General features: G+C 70.4%; 20 protein-coding genes. 6 read left to right on the top strand and 14 right to left on the bottom strand.

The features are described 5' to 3' along the window. Nucleotides 1-327 precede the first annotated feature (327 nt). The 3 genes from AC07FN_RS19140 (at nucleotide 328) to purM (ending at nucleotide 3,655) form a co-directional block, all read left to right on the top strand. Complete coding sequence (locus AC07FN_RS19140; protein ID WP_397527784.1) at nucleotides 328-717, top strand: sterol carrier family protein; 390 nt, start codon at nucleotides 328-330, stop codon at nucleotides 715-717. Nucleotides 718-848: 131 nt separating this feature from the next. Beyond that, complete coding sequence (purF, locus tag AC07FN_RS19135) at nucleotides 849-2,435, top strand: amidophosphoribosyltransferase (RefSeq protein WP_478396819.1); 1,587 nt, start codon at nucleotides 849-851, stop codon at nucleotides 2,433-2,435. Nucleotides 2,436-2,542: 107 nt separating this feature from the next. Then, a complete protein-coding gene (purM, locus tag AC07FN_RS19130) occupies nucleotides 2,543-3,655 on the top strand; it encodes a phosphoribosylformylglycinamidine cyclo-ligase (RefSeq protein WP_478396818.1) in 1,113 nt (370 codons plus the stop codon). Nucleotides 3,656-4,108: 453 nt separating this feature from the next. On the opposite strand, the gene AC07FN_RS19125 is transcribed toward purM, so the two are convergent. Further along, nucleotides 4,109-4,297, bottom strand: coding sequence for a DUF3073 domain-containing protein (locus AC07FN_RS19125; RefSeq protein WP_093264158.1), 189 nt, complete (start codon nucleotides 4,295-4,297; stop codon nucleotides 4,109-4,111). 237 nt (nucleotides 4,298-4,534) lie between these two features. Here AC07FN_RS19125 and AC07FN_RS19120 point away from each other — a divergent pair, with 237 nt between their 5' ends. Beyond that, entirely contained in the window at nucleotides 4,535-5,422 is an 888-nt protein-coding gene (locus AC07FN_RS19120) for a DUF8083 family protein (RefSeq protein WP_478396817.1), read from the top strand. Nucleotides 5,423-5,514: 92 nt separating this feature from the next. Here the strand turns inward: AC07FN_RS19120 and AC07FN_RS19115 are convergent, their stop codons facing one another. From AC07FN_RS19115 to AC07FN_RS19100, 4 genes are all read right to left on the bottom strand, one after another. After that, on the bottom strand, nucleotides 5,515-6,324 hold the full coding sequence (locus AC07FN_RS19115; protein ID WP_478396816.1) for a methyltransferase domain-containing protein: 810 nt from the start codon (nucleotides 6,322-6,324) through the stop codon (nucleotides 5,515-5,517). Between the two features lie 163 nt (nucleotides 6,325-6,487). Beyond that, nucleotides 6,488-7,048, bottom strand: coding sequence for an RsiG family protein (locus tag AC07FN_RS19110; protein WP_478396815.1), 561 nt, complete (start codon nucleotides 7,046-7,048; stop codon nucleotides 6,488-6,490). A 127-nt stretch (nucleotides 7,049-7,175) separates the two neighbouring features. Beyond that, the gene (gene ygfZ, locus AC07FN_RS19105) at nucleotides 7,176-8,318 is read right to left on the bottom strand and encodes a CAF17-like 4Fe-4S cluster assembly/insertion protein YgfZ (RefSeq protein ID WP_452613218.1); all 1,143 of its coding nucleotides are present in this window, start codon (nucleotides 8,316-8,318) and stop codon (nucleotides 7,176-7,178) included. Then, nucleotides 8,315-8,755 (bottom strand): Fur family transcriptional regulator, encoded by a 441-nt coding sequence (locus AC07FN_RS19100; RefSeq protein WP_478396814.1) that lies wholly within the window; start codon nucleotides 8,753-8,755, stop codon nucleotides 8,315-8,317. The genes ygfZ and AC07FN_RS19100 overlap by 4 nt, the downstream gene beginning before the upstream one ends. Nucleotides 8,756-8,908: 153 nt before the next feature. Here AC07FN_RS19100 and AC07FN_RS19095 point away from each other — a divergent pair, with 153 nt between their 5' ends. Next, nucleotides 8,909-9,757 carry an aminodeoxychorismate lyase gene (locus tag AC07FN_RS19095; RefSeq protein WP_452613219.1) on the top strand — a complete coding sequence of 283 codons (849 nt, stop codon included), beginning with the start codon at nucleotides 8,909-8,911 and terminating at the stop codon, nucleotides 9,755-9,757. A 178-nt stretch (nucleotides 9,758-9,935) separates the two neighbouring features. Here the strand turns inward: AC07FN_RS19095 and AC07FN_RS19090 are convergent, their stop codons facing one another. Together AC07FN_RS19090 and AC07FN_RS19085 are read right to left on the bottom strand one after the other, a co-directional pair. Then, complete coding sequence (locus AC07FN_RS19090; RefSeq protein WP_478396813.1) at nucleotides 9,936-10,448, bottom strand: DinB family protein; 513 nt, start codon at nucleotides 10,446-10,448, stop codon at nucleotides 9,936-9,938. A gap of 80 nt (nucleotides 10,449-10,528) precedes the next feature. Then, nucleotides 10,529-11,170, bottom strand: coding sequence for a heme-binding beta-barrel domain-containing protein (locus AC07FN_RS19085; protein ID WP_478396812.1), 642 nt, complete (start codon nucleotides 11,168-11,170; stop codon nucleotides 10,529-10,531). Nucleotides 11,171-11,417: 247 nt separating this feature from the next. Here AC07FN_RS19085 and AC07FN_RS19080 point away from each other — a divergent pair, with 247 nt between their 5' ends. Continuing rightward, nucleotides 11,418-12,164, top strand: coding sequence for a class I SAM-dependent methyltransferase (locus tag AC07FN_RS19080; protein WP_397527791.1), 747 nt, complete (start codon nucleotides 11,418-11,420; stop codon nucleotides 12,162-12,164). A 65-nt stretch (nucleotides 12,165-12,229) separates the two neighbouring features. Here the strand turns inward: AC07FN_RS19080 and AC07FN_RS19075 are convergent, their stop codons facing one another. The 7 genes from AC07FN_RS19075 to AC07FN_RS19045 all read right to left on the bottom strand — a co-directional run bounded on the left by AC07FN_RS19075 (nucleotide 12,230) and on the right by AC07FN_RS19045 (nucleotide 16,294). Further along, nucleotides 12,230-12,529 carry a DUF1416 domain-containing protein gene (locus AC07FN_RS19075; protein WP_478396811.1) on the bottom strand — a complete coding sequence of 100 codons (300 nt, stop codon included), beginning with the start codon at nucleotides 12,527-12,529 and terminating at the stop codon, nucleotides 12,230-12,232. Nucleotides 12,530-12,567: 38 nt separating this feature from the next. After that, nucleotides 12,568-13,416, bottom strand: coding sequence for a sulfurtransferase (locus AC07FN_RS19070; RefSeq protein WP_358581457.1), 849 nt, complete (start codon nucleotides 13,414-13,416; stop codon nucleotides 12,568-12,570). 30 nt (nucleotides 13,417-13,446) lie between these two features. Beyond that, nucleotides 13,447-13,896: a DUF4395 domain-containing protein gene (locus AC07FN_RS19065; RefSeq protein WP_478396810.1), complete on the bottom strand. Its 450-nt coding sequence runs from the start codon at nucleotides 13,894-13,896 to the stop codon at nucleotides 13,447-13,449. A gap of 109 nt (nucleotides 13,897-14,005) precedes the next feature. Next, on the bottom strand, nucleotides 14,006-14,080 hold the full coding sequence (locus AC07FN_RS19060; RefSeq protein WP_358389814.1) for a putative leader peptide: 75 nt from the start codon (nucleotides 14,078-14,080) through the stop codon (nucleotides 14,006-14,008). A gap of 163 nt (nucleotides 14,081-14,243) precedes the next feature. Continuing rightward, nucleotides 14,244-14,687, bottom strand: coding sequence for a TlpA family protein disulfide reductase (locus tag AC07FN_RS19055; RefSeq protein ID WP_478396809.1), 444 nt, complete (start codon nucleotides 14,685-14,687; stop codon nucleotides 14,244-14,246). Next, nucleotides 14,684-15,487 carry an LmeA family phospholipid-binding protein gene (locus AC07FN_RS19050; protein ID WP_478396808.1) on the bottom strand — a complete coding sequence of 268 codons (804 nt, stop codon included), beginning with the start codon at nucleotides 15,485-15,487 and terminating at the stop codon, nucleotides 14,684-14,686. Before AC07FN_RS19050 ends, AC07FN_RS19055 begins: the two co-directional genes overlap by 4 nt. A gap of 48 nt (nucleotides 15,488-15,535) precedes the next feature. Beyond that, nucleotides 15,536-16,294, bottom strand: a complete 759-nt coding sequence (locus tag AC07FN_RS19045) for an alpha/beta hydrolase (RefSeq protein ID WP_478396807.1) — start codon at nucleotides 16,292-16,294, stop codon at nucleotides 15,536-15,538. Nucleotides 16,295-16,387 lie beyond the last annotated feature (93 nt).

Raw genomic sequence — 16,387 nt, 5'->3', positions numbered from 1 at the left:
ATCGGCGTGTCGCACCCCGACACGCCGACGCCTGTGGACAACTTCCGCAATTTCAATGGAAATCGGACCTTCGATTTCCATTGAAATTGCGTGTCCCCGGTCCCCGAGGAGGCCCGTGCCCGGTGCCGGGAGGACGGTGCCGGGAGGCCGGGGTCGGGAGGCCGGGGTCCGGGGTCGGGTGCCTGGAGTCCAGGGTCTGGAGTCGGGTGCCTGGTGCCTGGTGCCTGGTGTCGGAGCCCGGAGCCCGGGTCTGGGTCCGGGGCCGGAGTCGGGGCCGGGGCCCGGAGTCGGGGGTTTGGGTGTCGGGTGCGTTCGTAGGCTTTGGGCATGCCCAGTCGCCGTGCCGTTGATCCCGGGGAGATGCGCGATGCCGTGCTGGCCGTTCGGTCTTGGCTGGACGGCGAGGCGGCGCAGCCGGCGCGCGCCGAGCTCGCCGCCGCCGTGCGGTTGAGCCTGCGGACGTTGGAGCAGGTCGCGCCCGGCAACAGCGTCGAGGTCCGGGTGCCGCCGTTCGCGGCCGTGCAGTGCGTCACCGGCCCGCGGCACACCCGTGGCACGCCGCCCAACGTCGTCGAGACCGACCCGCGCACCTGGCTGCTGCTGGCGACCGGGCGGCTCGACTGGGCCGCCGCCCTGGAGCGCGGGGCGCTCACCGCCTCCGGCTCCCGCTCCGACGTTTCGCAGTGGCTTCCGCTGGTCCGGATCGACGAGCCGTGACCGAACCTGCACGTCGCGTCGACCGCCGGTCCGAGGATGAGATGGCGAACACGCATCGGGGCGGAGTTGGGCCGGTTGCCACCTGTTTACACTGAGGTGTAACTCCGGCTTCGTCCTTCAGGGAGTTCTCGGTGGTCACCGACCGGCCCGAACCGGCAAACGCAAGTACCCCAACGGACCTCTCCAGCCTCGAGCGCGACATCCCCCGCGAGGAATGCGGCGTCTTCGGCGTCTGGGCACCCGGCGAAGAAGTCGCCAAGCTCAGCTTCTACGGGATCTTCGCCCTCCAGCACCGCGGGCAGGAGGCCGCCGGCATCGCCGTCGGCGACGGCTCGCAGGTGCTCGTCTACAAGGATCTCGGCCTGGTCAGCCAGGTCTTCACCGAACAGACCCTGGCGTCGCTGCGCGGCCACGTCGCCGTCGGGCACGCCCGGTACTCGACGACCGGCGGCGGCAGCTGGGAGAACGCCCAGCCGACCTTCCGCACCACGGCCACCGGCAACGGCCTGGCCCTGGGTCACAACGGGAACCTGGTCAACACCGCCGAGCTGCTGGACCGGGTCGTCGCCGAGGGCGTCGACACCACGGCCAACACGTCGTCGCCGGCCAACGGCTGCGAGCGGGCCACCAGCGACTCCGACCTGGTGACCGGCCTGCTGGCCGCGCTCGCCGTGGACAAGGGTCTCGAACAGGCCGCGATGGAGCTGTTCCCGACGGTCCGCGGCGCGTTCTCGATGGTGTTCTGCGACGAGCAGACGCTCTACGCGGTGCGCGACCCGCAGGGCGTCCGCCCGCTGGTGCTCGGCCGGCTGGAACGCGGCTGGGTGGTGGCCAGCGAGACGGCCGCGCTGGACATCGTCGGCGCGTCGTTCGTCCGCGAGGTCGAGCCCGGCGAGCTGCTCGCCATCGACGGGGACGGGCTGCGCTCCCAGCACTTCGCCAGCCCGAAGCCGAAGGGCTGCATCTTCGAGTACGTCTACCTGGCCCGCCCCGACACCACGATCTCCGGCCGCTCGGTGCACGGCACCCGCGTCGAGATCGGCCGCCGGCTGGCCAAGGAGCACCCGGTCGACGCCGACCTCGTGATCCCGGTGCCCGAGTCCGGGACGCCCGCCGCGATCGGCTACGCGCAGGCCTCCGGCATCCCCTACGGCAACGGCCTGGTGAAGAACTCCTACGTCGGCCGGACCTTCATCCAGCCGTCGCAGACCATCCGCCAGCTCGGCATCCGGCTCAAGCTGAACCCGCTGCGCGAGGTGATTCGCGGCAAGCGGCTGGTCGTGGTGGACGACTCGATCGTCCGCGGCAACACCCAGCGCGCCCTGGTCCGGATGCTCCGCGAGGCCGGTGCGATCGAGGTGCACGTCCGGATCGCTTCGCCGCCGGTGAAGTGGCCGTGCTTCTACGGCATCGACTTCGCCTCCCGCGCCGAACTGGTCGCCAACGGCCTGGACATGGACGGGGTGCGCCGCTCCATCGGCGCGGACAGCCTCGGCCACGTCTCGCTGGACGGGCTCGTCGCCGCCACCGAGCAGCCCCGCACCCGGCTGTGCGCGGCCTGCTTCGACGGCGACTACCCGATCCCGCTGCCGGAGGACGCCCGGCTCGGCAAGTACCTGCTGGAGGGCCTCAACCAGGCCGAACGCGGTGTCGCAGGGCCGGCCGAACCGGTGCTGCCGAGCAGCTACGGCGCGGCCGACGCGCTGCAGCGGCCCTGAGAATCGCACCGTTCCCGCACCCGGGTTCGCCATCGGCGCGTAGCGTTGTCCGTGCTACACATGCGCGTCCGGCGAACCGAAACTCGCACCAAGATGTGGAGCCAGTCGTGTCCGAAGACCTGCTCGCAGGGTCTGCCCAGACCGGTAGTCCGAAAGCCACCTACGCCGCCGCGGGCGTGAGCATCGAGGCCGGTGACGAGGCGGTCGAGAAGATGCGCCCGTGGGCGAAGCGCGCGACGCGGCCGGAGGTGATCGGCTCGCTCGGCGGCTTCGCCGGGCTGTTCCAGCTCAAGCTCGACCGCTGGAAGGAGCCGGTGCTGGCCTCCTCCACGGACGGCGTGGGCACCAAGCTGGCCGTCGCGCAGGCCATGGACGTGCACGACACGGTCGGCATCGACCTGGTCGCGATGGTGGTGGACGACCTGGTGGTGTGCGGCGCCGAGCCGCTGTTCCTGCAGGACTACATCGCGGTCGGCAAGGTCGTGCCGGACCGCATCGCCGACCTGGTCAAGGGCATCTCGGAGGGCTGCGTGCAGGCCGGCTGCGCGCTGCTGGGCGGGGAGACCGCCGAGCACCCCGGCATGATGGCGCCCGGCGAGTACGACATCTCGGCCACCGGCGTCGGCGTGGTCGAGGCGGACGCGATGCTCGGCCCGGACAAGGTCCGCCCGGGCGACGTGGTGATCGCGATGGGCTCGTCGGGCCTGCACTCCAACGGCTTCTCGCTGGCCCGGCACGTGCTGCTGGACATCGCCAGGATGCCGCTGGAGGGCCACGTCGAGGAGTTCGGCCGGACCCTCGGCGAGGAGCTGCTGGAACCGACCCGGATCTACGCCAAGGACTGCATGGCGCTGGCGGCGGAGGCGGGCGTGCGGACGTTCGCGCACGTCACCGGCGGTGGGCTGGCGCAGAACCTGGCGCGGGTGATCCCGTCGGGGCTGACCGCAGTGCTGGACCGGGGTAGCTGGACGCCGGACCCGGTGTTCCGGCTGATCGCCCAGCGCGGCCGGGTCGAGGCCGACGAGATGGAACGCACCTTCAACATGGGCATCGGCATGGTCGCGGTGGTGACGGCCGAAGACGTGGACCGCGCCCTCGCGGTGCTCACGGCCCGCCACGTGCCGGCCTGGGTCCTCGGCGAGATCGCCAAGCAGCCCACCGTCGAAGGCACGAACGAAGAAGATCGAGTGCTCCTCCGCGGCAACCACCCGCGCTTCTGAGAACACTTGCGGGCGCGGTTCGGGTTCTGTCCCGAGCCGCGCCCGAAACACGTGATCGCGGCCGGGAATCCTGATGGGGTCTCGGTCGTTGAACCGATTGTCGGCGTGCGCGTGTGCCCCCGGGCTCCAACTATCGCCTGCTGGGAATACCGTTCGGCTGGAGCCCAGCAGCGCCACCCGCCGAGAGGCGGCCCGCGCGCGCCGGCTTCGTCTTGCCCGCCGGACTTCCGCGCGCGCGTTCGCCTTCTTGCTCAGGCCTTTTCGGATTGCAGCGCACAGACGTGAGTGGCGTCGCCGGTGAACCCGGCAACGCCACTCACGGTGCTCCTCCTATGTGGGACTTGCGAACTCGTCAACCCCACCCGCTCCTTGACATCGGGTCAGACGAACGACTCCGACGTACCTCGCCATCGAGCGAACAGCGTTCATCCGCTGTCCCCGTGGAGAAGTGCTTCAACGTCGGTCGTAGTCGTAGTCGTCATACCCATCGTCGCGCGAGTCATCGCGGTCCTCACGGGACCACTCGCCGGACTCCGAGACGGACAGCTCGCGCTGCAACGCCTCTATGTCCATGGACGGGGAACTGTACTTCAGCTCGCGGGCCACCTTCGTCTGCTTGGCCTTAGCCCGGCCGCGCCCCATGGCTCGACCCCCTCGCACAGGGTTGCGGGGCGGACAGGGGAATGTCGGCCCCGCATGATCTCGACAACTTTTCCTGTAACTACCGTACCGTGTCGAGGCGGTTCAACGCGACGTGGTGCCATGACTGAGTGCCCGTGTCTTGGGTGACGTCCAACTCTCCCCCTCCGAGGGCCCTTCCCACCCCTGTTTTCGCTGCCCGGAGAGCCAGCCGCAGGCGATCCCGGGGCGCATGACACGATGCTCGCTGTGCCAGAGCCGTTCGTCGCCTACCTGAGGGTGTACGAGCCCCTGTCGGCCTTCGACTCGCCGCTGCGCGAGGAGCTCGAGGCGGCCGTCGCGCAGGGGCCGGTCGACCCGTTCGACGCCGGAGTGCGGGAGCAGGACGTCTGGCTGCGCAGCCAGCTCGCCTCGCCGCCCCGGCTGCTGCCCGGCGAGACCGCCGACGGTGCGATCGCGGGCGTCGGCGACGTGCTGGTGCTCGATCCGGCGGACGTGCCGAGCGCGCCGTCGGCCACGGTGGGGCCGGGCCCGCTGGTCTGCCCGCTGGACCTGCGCGGGCGGTCCGCCGCGGCGCTGGTCGGCTTCCTGGGCGATGCGGAGGTCCCGCTGCGGACCGCGGCGCTGCAGGTGCCCGCGGAGAAGGCCAAGGTGCGCGCCACCGCGGTGGTCAGCGAGCTCGCGGGCGGCGGAGTACACGTGCTGTCGTCCACCTGGACCGTCCCGCTGCCGTGGTTCGTGCTGATCGATCCGGCGGAGCGTTGCGTGTTCACCGAGCCGGGCCGGCGCCGGGTGTGCTGGCGGGCGGCGATGGCCGACGCGCGGCGCCGGGTCGCCCGGGCGCACTCGATCGGCCGGAAGTCCATCGGCGAGGAAGGGCCGACGCGGATCCTGCGGGAGACCGGCCGCTGGCTGGAGCGCTTCCACCCGCATTCGGCGGTGGAGCTGGACTACGGCGGCCTGGTGCAGCTGATGACGTCCAGCGACCTGGACGCGGACACGTCGGCGGAGGACGTGCACGCGATCGTCGACGCGATGGAAGCCGACGACGCCGAAGACGTCGCGACCCACTACGAGTCCCTGCGGGACTTCTGGGCGGAATTCGCCGCTCGCGAACGCCACAACTGACGACGAACGCACCACGCGCCACCCTCGCGGAGCTGGTGGGCCCGTGAGTGTTCTGGGGCGCTACAGCACCCCAGAACACCCACAGCCGGAGGTCAGGGGCGGCAGGTGATCTCGCCGTTCAGGACGGCGAACCAGCCGTCTTCGGCGGCGATCCAGGTGTGCCAGGCCGCCGCCAGTTCCTCCAGCTCCTCGCGCGTCGTCAGGCCGTGGGTGAGGGCCTGTTCGGCGAAGGACGACCGGCGGATGCGGTCCGCCCACAGGTTGCCCCACCAGGAACGCTCCTCGGGCGCTGCGAAGCACCACGCCGACGCCGTGCACGTGATGTCCTCGAAGCCCGCCTCCAGCGCCCAGGTCTTGAGGAAACGGCCGCCGTCGGGGAATGCCTGGTTGCTCTGCGCCACCTGCCGGTACAGCTCCAGCCAGCGGTCCAGACCCGGATTGCCCGGCGACCAGCGCATGCCGCCGTAGTCCGCGTCGCGGGCCGCCACGACGCCGCCCGGCTTGCACACGCGCCGCATTTCCCGAAGCGCGGCAGGCGGATCGGTCAGGTGCTGCAGCACCTGGTGGGCGTGCACGACGTCGAAGGAGTCGTCGGCGTAGGGCAGGCGGTAGACGTCGGCGTTGGCGAAGGCGATGTTGTCCAGGCCGCGTTCGGCGGCTCCGGCCCGGGCGATCTCCAGCGGCTCGTCGACATTGTCGATGCCCAGCACCTCGCCGGGGCCGACCAGGGTGGCGAAGTCCAGCGTGATGGTGCCCGGCCCGCAGCCGATGTCGAGCACGCGGGTGCCCGGCCGCAGGTGCGGGATCAGGTAGGCGGCGGAGTTCTCGGCGGTCCGCCAGCGGTGCGACCGCAGCACGCTCTCGTGGTGTCCGTGGGTGTAGGTGTCCGGCTGCGCACTCATGACATCCATCTCAAAATATGGGAGATCAGTACCAATATGTGAGCGTACTCTGAGGAAAGTCCAGTTGGGAAGAAAAAAACTCGTGAGCGTTCGATCCGGTGAGAACCGGATCGAACGCTCACGAGCTGCGTTCAGATCGTCTACTTAGGACGCCGTTCGGCGGTCAGGGCCGGTCGCGTTCCTCCGCGAGCCGGTCGTCCACGGATGCCGCGCCCTCGCGGTAGCGGCGGGCGATATCCGCGTTCAGCCGGTCCACCACGCCCTGCACCTCCCGGCGGCGCTGGGACACCGAGTCCTCCTCCGCGGTGTAGGCGCCGAGGGCCTGGTCGAGCTTGGCCTCCGACAACGACATCACGTCCGAGAGGTCGACATCGGAGATCAGCGCCTCTACGTGCCTGCGGTGCGCCTCGGCCCGCGACGGCTCGGTCGTCTGGTGGCGGCCGGAACCGGCGGCCGGCCCGACGGCGTTGTCCGACAGGATGTTCACCAGCTGCTCGACGACCGAGGCGGATCCGCCCTCGCGGCGCCGCCGCTGCTCGGCGCGCACGATGTCGATCCGCGCGTGCAGAACCCGGCGCAGGTAGGAGAGATCCGTTTCCTCCTGCGCCGCCTCGTCCCGCAACGCGCGCACCTCGCCGAGCGTGCGCTGTTCGATATCGCTGGTGTAGTCCGGGGCCAGGACCCTGTCGATTCGGCGCCGTCCACCCGGGCGGACTTCGATCACGTGGCCATCCTCCGGCAATTCTGTGCAGTTCGCCAACAGTTCGGGCGATGTTGTTGCAACAACGGTGCTCCCCCGGCGCGTTGGATCACGCGCGGGGTGGCGCCTCCAGACATACCCGCCTCGTCAACTACCGGCCGCGAAGCCCCTGGGCCGCGATCCGCCCCGGCGGCTCGCCGGTGTCCGGCGGTACCGAGTCCGGATCCACCGCGGCCGCCACCGCGCGATCCTGCTCCGGATCGCCGGCGACCAGTTCGCCGTCCACCGGCGCCGACCGCTTGAGCAGCGCCAGCGCCACCGGCCCGAGCTCGTGGTGCTGCACCACGCTGCCCACCCGGCCCACCTTGCGCTCGCCGAGCCACACCGGATCACCGGTCTCCGGCAGGATCTCCGCCGAACCGTCCAGGTGCAGCAGCACCATCCGCCGCGGCGGCTTGCCGACGTTGTGCACCTTGGCGACGGTTTCCTGACCGCGGTAGCAGCCCTTGGCCACGTGCGCCGCCACGTGCACCCAGCCGAGCTCGTGCGGGATCGCGCGCTCGTCGGTGTCCAGCCCGACCCGCGGCCGCAGCGCCTCCACCCGCAGGGCCTCGAAGGCGAGCGTGCCGGAGGGCCGGATGCCCGCGTCGGTCAGCTTCGTCCACCACTCCACCAGCGATGCGCGCGGCACCACGAGGTCGATGGTGGGCAGCGCGCGGAACGGCACGTACCGGCTGAAACCGCCGCCGGGCAGGGATTTCACCTCGTACGGCTTCGACGGCACCGGCGCGAACTGGGCGAGGATGCCGCCCGCGTCCGGGCCGACCGCGGTCAGCACCGCGAACTCCTCGGTGGCGTCCCGGGGCTCCACTTTGGACCAGAAGCGCATGGCGTCGAGGTACTCCAGCAGCGACTGCCTGCCGTCCACGCCCATCGTCGGTAACGCGCTGGTGGCCTGGGCCCCCGCATCGGCGTCCAGGTAGACGACCCCGTCGTGGTGCGCGACGAGCACGTGGCAGTCGACGCGGCCCTGGCTGTCCAGCACCAGCGCCTCGGTGCCCTGCCCGTCCGGCAGCTCCGTCAGGTGCTGCGAGAGCACCAGGTGCAGCCAGCTCAGCCGCTCTTCGCCGGGCACCGCGATGATCTGCCGGTGCGAGCGGTCCACCAGCACGGCGGAGCGGGTCGCCGACCGCTGCTCGGCGAACGGGTCGCCGAAGTGCCAGGGCACACCGGCGTCCACCGCATCGTCCGGCGCGGGCACCGCACCCGGCAGGTCCAACAGGGGTGAGCTCATCGGCGCTCCTCGGCGGCGTCGGTGTTGCGGCAGTTCCGGCAGGTGCCGGACAGGGCCAGGTGGGTGGCGTCCAGGGCGAACCCGAACCGCGCGAGCAGGTCGCGGCCCAGGTCGTCCAGCAGCTCCGTCGAGACCTCGTCGATGGTCCCGCAGCGGTGGCACGCCAGGTGGACGTGCTCGTGCTCCTCGACGGAGTAGGTCGGCGCGCCGTGCCCCAGGTGCGTGTGCCGCACCAGGCCCAGCTCCTCGAGCAGGTCCAGGGCGCGGTAGATCGTCGTGATGTTGACCGTCGATGCGGTGCCCTGCACGCGCCGGCAGACCTGCTCCGGCGTCGCGTGCCCGAGCTCGCGCACCGCGTCCAGCACCAGCTGGCGCTGCGGTGTCATCCGCATGCCGCGTTGGTGCAAGGTGCTGCGCAGCGATCCCTGGTCGCTCAATGCCCGCTCCTGTGCTCGGCGCGCTTGAAGTTCCTTCGATCGTAACTCCGCGCCGGAATGCTCGGATCGGCTCGTTGAGCGGGGCGGGTGGTGTTGCCGGCCGCGTGCGCGGGGCGGCCGTTGTCTCCGGCGCGGAGGTTCTAGGCTTCCGGCATGCGCGTACTGGCACTTTTGGACGGGACCCTCGTTGATCCGGAGGCGCCGCTGTTCCGCGCCGACGACCTCGGCGTGATGCGCGGCGACGGCATCTTCGAGACGATCCTGGTCGCCGACCGGAAGCCGAGGGAACTCGGGCCACACCTCGACCGGCTGGAGCGCTCCGCCGGCCTGATGCAGATGCGGCTGCCCGAGCGCGCCGCGTGGGAGCGCGTCGTGCAGGTGGTCATCGACAACTGGCCGTGGGACACCGACCCGCAGATGGCGCTGAAGCTCGTGTGCACCCGCGGCGTCGACGGCGGCGACGGCACCCCCAACGGCTTCGCGATGGGCATGCAGATCGGCCCCGACACGCTGCGCAAGCGCGCCGAGGGCGTCGCGGCGGTGACGCTGGAGCGGGGCTACGCGCCGGACCTGATGGACCGCGCGCCCTGGCTGCTGCTGTCCGCGAAGACCCTGTCGTACGCGGTGAACATGGCCGCGATGCGGGAGGCCGAGTCGCGCGGCGCGGACGAGGTGATCTTCACCGCCACCGACGGTTCGGTGCTGGAGGGGCCGACCTCGACGGTCGTGCTCGCACAGGGCCGCACGCTGCTGACCACGCCGCCCAGCTCGGGCATCCTCAAGGGCACCACCCAGGGCGCGCTGTTCCGCGCCGCGGAGCAGGCGGGCTGGAAGACCGAGGTGGCGAAGTTCCCAGCCTCGGCGCTGTTCGAAAGCGACGGCGTGTGGCTGGCGTCGAGCGTCCGGCTGATGACCCAGGTGCACACCATCGACGGCACCGAGGTCAAGACCGACGCCGACCTGCACGCCGAGATCAACCGCCTCTACGAGTCCAACTACTGATCACCGGCACCGGGTGACCGACCGGCCGCAATTTCAATGGAAATCGAACCTTCGATTTCAATGGAAATTGCGGCCGGACGGCGTGTCGCTCCGCGACACGCCGAAGGTTGTGGATGACTTCCGCAAGTTCCATTGAAATTGGACCTTCGATTTCAATGGAACTTGCGGTCCCGCCAGGTCAGCCCATGGTCTTCTGGCCGTCGATCGTCTCGCGGATGATGTCGGCGTGGCCCGCGTGCTGGGCGGTCTCCGCCGCGATGTGCAGGAGCGCCCGGCGCACCGTCCAGCGCACCCCCTTCTCCTCCTGCCACGGGGCGTCCGGCAGCTGGTGGGAGAGGTCCAGGTCCGGCAGGGTCGCGACGATCTCGTCGGTCCGCTCCGCCACCTCCGCGTACTCCGCCAGCAGCGATTCCAGCGTTTCCTCGTCGGTCGGGTGGAAGGTCGCCACCTGCTCGGCGAACGCCGCCTCGTCGTAGGCGTCGAACTTGCGGCCGTTGCGGATGAAGTCGGCCCAGTTCCGCTCGACCGCGGTCACGTGCTTGATCAGCCCGCCGAGGCACAGTTCGCTCTTGGTCGGCCGCAGGCGGGCCTGCTCGTCGGTGAGGTTCTGCACCGTGTGCCGCAGGAAGCCGCGGTGCGCCCGCAGGAGTTCCAGGATGTCGGCGCGCTCGCCGGTGAGAGTGCTGGTCATGCTCTGCCTGCCTCGGGTTCGTCGGTCAGCTGATCAGAACGTAGCCCGGGGGTCTGACAAGGAACGGCCGAGCGGGGACGTCAGCCGACGACGCGGTCGAGCTTCGCGGACAGGCGCGGCTGCAGCTCGTGCTCCGAGGTGGCCCGCTCCTCGACGTAGGCCAGCGAGCCTTCGACGACGCCGTAGAGCCGGGTGGCCGCCGTGACGTCTTCGCTGGTCGGAGTGCGCAGGACCGCGTCGGTGCCGAAGTGCCAGGTGGTCTGGCCCTGCGGCTTGCCGAAGAACATCTCGGCGACGCCGGTCTCGTGCAGGATCATCAGCTCGATGGTGTCGTCCGCCTGGGGGCGCAAGAAGCCCACCTCGCGGAACGCGGGCGCGACGACCTTGCCGCCCTCGCCGTCGAGCCGCCACGCGCGGCTCTCGCAGGTCAGGAACGGGCGGCCGTCGTGCGCGATGGTCACCTGCTGGACGAACCAGTACGACTCGTCGAGCGACGGGTGCGACGCCTCGCCCTCGCCGCGCCACACGCCGACCAGCGGCAGCAGTGCGAGGCAGGCGTCGTTCAGCGACGGGCCCATCCGCAGGTTGGCGGTGTCGCCGACGCCGGGCAGGTCGTCGTACTCCGGGACGTTGCGGTCCCGGGTCAGCTTGGCGCGCTCCTCGGCCGCGGCGACCGCGGCGTCGCCGCTGCCGCGCTGTGGTTCGTTCGGCGTAGCAGTCATCGCGTCGAGATTACCGGGAGCCCCGGATCAGTCGCTGTGCAGGCGGTACACCACGTAGCAGGCGAACCAGATGGTGGCCAGCGCGGCGAGCCCGACGAGGGTGACGAGACCGTAGTGCAGGAAGTCGATAAGTTCCACGCGCAAAGGATAACCACCGCGGCGCCCGTCCGGAGTGTGGCGTCGGGCATGATCTGCGGGCGGATACCGCGCCGAACTGCGACGGGCCGACAGCAGGGACGGGGATCACATGGACTTCGAGACGTTGCGCGAGCGGGCGCTGGCCTTCCGCGAGGATCTGCTGGCGCGCAAGGACAAGATCGCGCCCGCCGACTTCGGCTGGTACCCGTACGACACGATGGCGAACATCTTCCACCTGGACGCGCTGCTGACCGGCGAGCAGCGCTCGGTGTTCGACCGGATCGCGGGTACCCGCATCGCGGACATCGGCGCGGCCGACGGCGACTTCGGCTTCTTCCTGGAGGCCGAGCTGGGCTGCCAGGTGGACGTGATCGACAACGCGCCGACGAACTTCAACGGGCTGCGCGGCGCGCGCCGGCTCGTCGAGGAGCTGGATTCCGGCGTGCAGGTGCACGAGATCGACCTGGACGCGCAGTTCCGGCTGCCCGCCGAGCACTACGGCGCGGTGTTCTTCCTCGGCCTGCTCTACCACCTGAAGAACCCGTACTTCGTGCTGGAGGAGCTGGCCAAGCGCGCCGACCTGTGCTTCGTGTCGACCCGGGTCGCGCAGGTCGCGCCGGACGGCACCCGGATCCAGCAGCTGCCGGTGGCGTACCTGCTGGACCCGGCCGAGGCCAACAACGACGCGACGAACTTCTGGATCTTCAGCGAGACGGGCCTGCGCCGGCTGTTCGACCGCACCGGCTGGGAGGTCGTGGACTTCACGACGGTCGGTTGCCAGGAGGACTCCGACCCGCGTTCCCAGGACCGCGACGAACGGGCTTTCGCCCTGCTCCGGTCCAAGTCCGCACGCTGACCGCAGTGGACGAAAGGGCGCCCCGCACCGAACCGGTGCGGGGCGCCCTTCGCGTTGGGAAGAACTCAGGCGACGGCGATGTCCACCGCGTGCACGCCCGGTCCGCTGGTGGTGACCGCGGTCTGGCCGTTGCCCTCGCGGTGGAGGGCCCGGACCGTCCAGTCGCCCGGGGCGGCGTAGAAGGTGAAGTCACCCTCCGGCGAGGAGACGACCTCCGCCGTGAACTCGCCCGAGGAGTCCAGCAGGCGGACGAAAGCCCCGCCGACCGGCTCGCTGCCGGCCCGCACCTTGCCCGTCACGACGACCTGGTCGGTGTCCTCGGCGACCGCCGTGCCCGACTGCTGCGGCGCTCCGCATCCGCTCATGCTCAACTCTCCTAACCTGGAAAACTGGACCGGGATGGTCAGTTCTTGGCCGCTTCGGCGGGGTTTTCGATCGGGACGCCGACGAGCGAGCCGTACTCGGTCCACGAGCCGTCGTAGTTCTTGACGTTGGCGTTGCCCAGCAGCTCGCGGAGCACGAACCAGGTGTGCGAGGAGCGCTCGCCGATCCGGCAGTAGGCGATGGTGTCCTTCGACGTGTCGAGCCCGGCGTCCTGGTAGATCTCGGTCAGCTCGTCGTCGGACTTGAAGGTGCCGTCCTCGTTCGCGGCCTTGCTCCACGGCACGTTGATCGCCGACGGGATGTGGCCGGCGCGCTGCGCCGACTCCTGCGGCAGGTGCGCCGGTGCCAGCAGCTTGCCCGCGAACTCGTCGGGCGAGCGGACGTCGACCAGGTTCTTGTTGCCGATGGCGTCCACGACCTCGTCGCGGAACGCGCGGATCGAGGTGTCCGGCTCCTGCGCCTTGTAGGTGGTCGCGGCCTTGTTCGGCTCGTCCTTGGTCAGCTCGCGGCCGTCGAGCTCCCACTTCTTGCGGCCGCCGTCGAGCAGCTTGACGTCACCGTGCCCGTACAGCTTGAAGTACCAGTACGCGTACGCGGCGAACCAGTTGTTGTTGCCGCCGTACAGGATCACCGTGTCGTCGTTGCTGATTCCCTTGGCGGACAGCAGCTTCTCGAAGCCCTCGCGGTTGACGAAGTCGCGGCGGACGTGGTCCTGGAGCTCGTTCTTCCAGTCCAGCTTGATGGCGCCCGGGATGTGCCCGCCGTCGTAGGCGGTGGTGTCCTCGTCCACCTCGGCGAACACCACGCCGGCGGTGTTCAGGTTCTGTTCGGCCCACTCGGTGGAAACCAGGACCTCTGCGCGGCTCATCGAGCGACTCCTTCGTTGATCTTCGGTGGTTCAGCGGGTGTCTGATGTGGACGCCCCGACGGGCGCGACGCGCCGGAGCAAGAGGTACATCTGGCAGCCGAGGCAGTAGCCGAACACCGCGTTGAGCAGCGCCGCCACCAGGGCGAACGCGTTCGCGACGAGGCCCAGCGTCGTCCACTCGGCGGCGTAGCCGATGGTGGCCACCAGCGCGAAGGCGAAACCGACCCCCTGGGAGAACCGGACCGGTGCCGGTTCTTCGCGTTCGGCCGGATCGACGGGCTCGAGGCGTGGTTGCACTGCCTGCCGGAACACGTAACCCCACGGGTTGAGCCGCATTCCGAGGAACGCGCACATCCCGAACAGCACCATCTGCGCTGCGAGCACCCGCCAACTCGCGGTGACCAGCCCGAGCGCGAGGATCGCGCTGGTCATCGCGGCGGTGAAGCGGACGCCACGCGGGTCGAGCGTTGCGGCGGACATGGGGCCTCCTGACTCAGTGGACTTCGACTGCCGAGTCCGTCAGGCGGTTTCGGAGAGCACACCCCAGCCACGCGCGGCCGTGCGATGTGCAAGACGTACTACCGCCCGGTCAGCGCCCGCAACACAGGCTGCTACCCACGCGGCAAAGATCCACCGCGCGCCTCCGGGTCAGCAGTACATGCACGGACCGGAGGTTACCGGCTAGACCGATCGGCGGGAAGGTCGTTCACAGGGTGAGACGGCGAGCGGTGGGCCTTGCCGGACGGCGGGGAACGTGATCGCGCTGCCGATCGGCGGTGTGATCACGGGTGCTCAAGGGCGTGGGAAATCGCCCGGATGGACCAGCGTCACGCGAGGTGGGGTTGCAGGGCGGTGGCGAGGTCGTCTCGGCGCGGGACGCCTCCGACGCGGAACAGCTCTCGGCCCGCGTCGTCGAGCACGAGCGTCGTCGGGGTGCGGTGCACTCCCAGCGGCGTCGACCACTCCGGGTGATCCGTGAGGTCGACCTCCACGTGGCGCACGCCTTCGGTGCGCCCGACGAAGTCGGCCAGCAGGATGCGGGTGTGCCGGCAGGGCGCGCAGAACGTGGTGGACAGCTGCAGCAGCGTCAGCTTGGCGTCGGTGTCCGGGGCGTCGGCGAGCTGCTGCCGCAGGCCCTCGGGAAGCTTGTCGAACATGCTCTCCTCGCCGCCGGTCGCCTTGCGCACTTTGCCTTCCCGGGCCCGCCACACCAGGCCGAACACCGCGGCGACGGCGACGGCGATCAGCAGTGCCCAGGTGCCCGCGTTCACCCCGTGGTCACCCCGCCGGCGTTGATGGTGACGTTCTCCGCGATGCCCTCGATGACCAGCGCGCCCCGCTCGACGCGCACGGCGGTCGGCTTGATCTCGAACGGCAGCATCCCCGGGTCGAGGGTGGTGCTGAACTGCTTGAGCACCGACTGCTCGAACAGCTTCGGCAGCTCGATGCGGCCCAGCGCGCTGTTGTTCAGGTCCAGCTTCCGCGGCTCGATCTTCATCTTGTCGTCGACCAGGGACAAGACCGCGATGACCCGCACCTTGTTGTCGGAGCCCGCGATGTTCACGGTGCCGTCCAGCTGGACCACGGCCTTGGTGTCGTCGGTGCCCGCCGCGAGCTGCTCGTCGGCGCTGCTGATGTTGCCGTCGTCGTCGGCCAGCGCGTCCTTGGGGGCCGGCTCGATCGTCAGGTCCTGGATGCCGATCAGCCGCGCGATGTCGGAGGCCTTCAGCTTCACCCGGCCGACGAGCTGGTCGACGGTGATGTGGTCGGCGGTGCCGGAGATCACGTCGGCGGTGGACACCCGCGCGCCGTGCAGGTCGGCCTCGATGCCGACCTCGTTGAGCTGCCCGACCTGCACCGCGTTGGCGGCCAGCTGCACGTCGCGGTAGTTCCCGGCGATGGCCTGGGTGAGGAACGGGAACCCGTTGATCCGCACGTCCGGGTTCTCGCGGAGCCGCATCTGCTCGGCGAGCCGCTTCGACACCTGGTACTCGGCGATCGCGGCAGCGCCGAAGTCGGCGCCCACCAGGAGGCCGACGATGATCACGAGGGCGATGGCGAGCTTCTTCACCGAGCGGTCCGTTTCTCGTCGGGGTAGCGGGCCGGTGGCCTTCGGGGTCTAGCGGCCACCACGATCGGGTGGCCCTACTGTATCGGCCGCCCAGCCGGCGATGCGGTCCACCAATTCGGCGCTGGTCGAGCTCTCGGCGTGTCGCATGCCCGGGACCAGCCAGAACTCGCCGCCGCCCGCCTCGCTGAGCGCCACCGCGTCGGCCACCGGGAAGTAGTGGTCCTGGTCACCGTGCACGACCAGCAGCGGCACCGGGATGCGCGACGCCAGCTCGATCGGCGAGATCGGCACGTCCGGCCAGGGCGGGGCGAGGCGGACGCCGAGCAGGCGGGCGCTCCAGCGGCCGTGCGGCTGCTCGAGCAGCCAGTGCACCCTGCGCATCGCGGGCGTCTCGCGGACCCACCAGCGCGCCGGGCTGCTCACCGAGATCACCGCGTCCGGCGGCGTGGACAGCGCCGCGTGCCGCAGCACCACCGAGCCGCCCAGCGAGAACCCGACGGTGACCACCTTGCGGCAGCCGAGCTCGCGGAGGCGCTCGACGGCGGCGGCGATGTCCAGCGCCTCGGCGGGCCCGACGGTGGTGCGGCCGCCGGAGCGGCCGTGCCCGCGGAAGTCGACCGCGAGCACCGGGGCGTGGCTCGCCAGCCGTTCCAGCACCCGCCGCACGGCGGGCTTGCGCACGTGGTTGGTGAAGCCGTGGCCGACCACGAAACCGAGGTCCGCAGGCAGGCCCCGACCGGGGTAGAGCAGACCGCGCAGCGACGTGCCGTCGGCGGCGGTGAGCGTGACGTGGCGCACCCGACACATGCCGGTAACAAATGGTCGCCCATCGTTCACAAATGTGATGCCGCCGGTTGGACCTGGGTTTTTCCGCCGCATTTCGGTTATTCTCCTTGCCAT

Source organism: Saccharopolyspora sp. NPDC045941 (genome assembly GCF_056431445.1).
The sequence above is the reverse complement of the archived record's forward strand: the minus strand, read 5'-3'. Positions and strand labels throughout refer to the sequence as shown.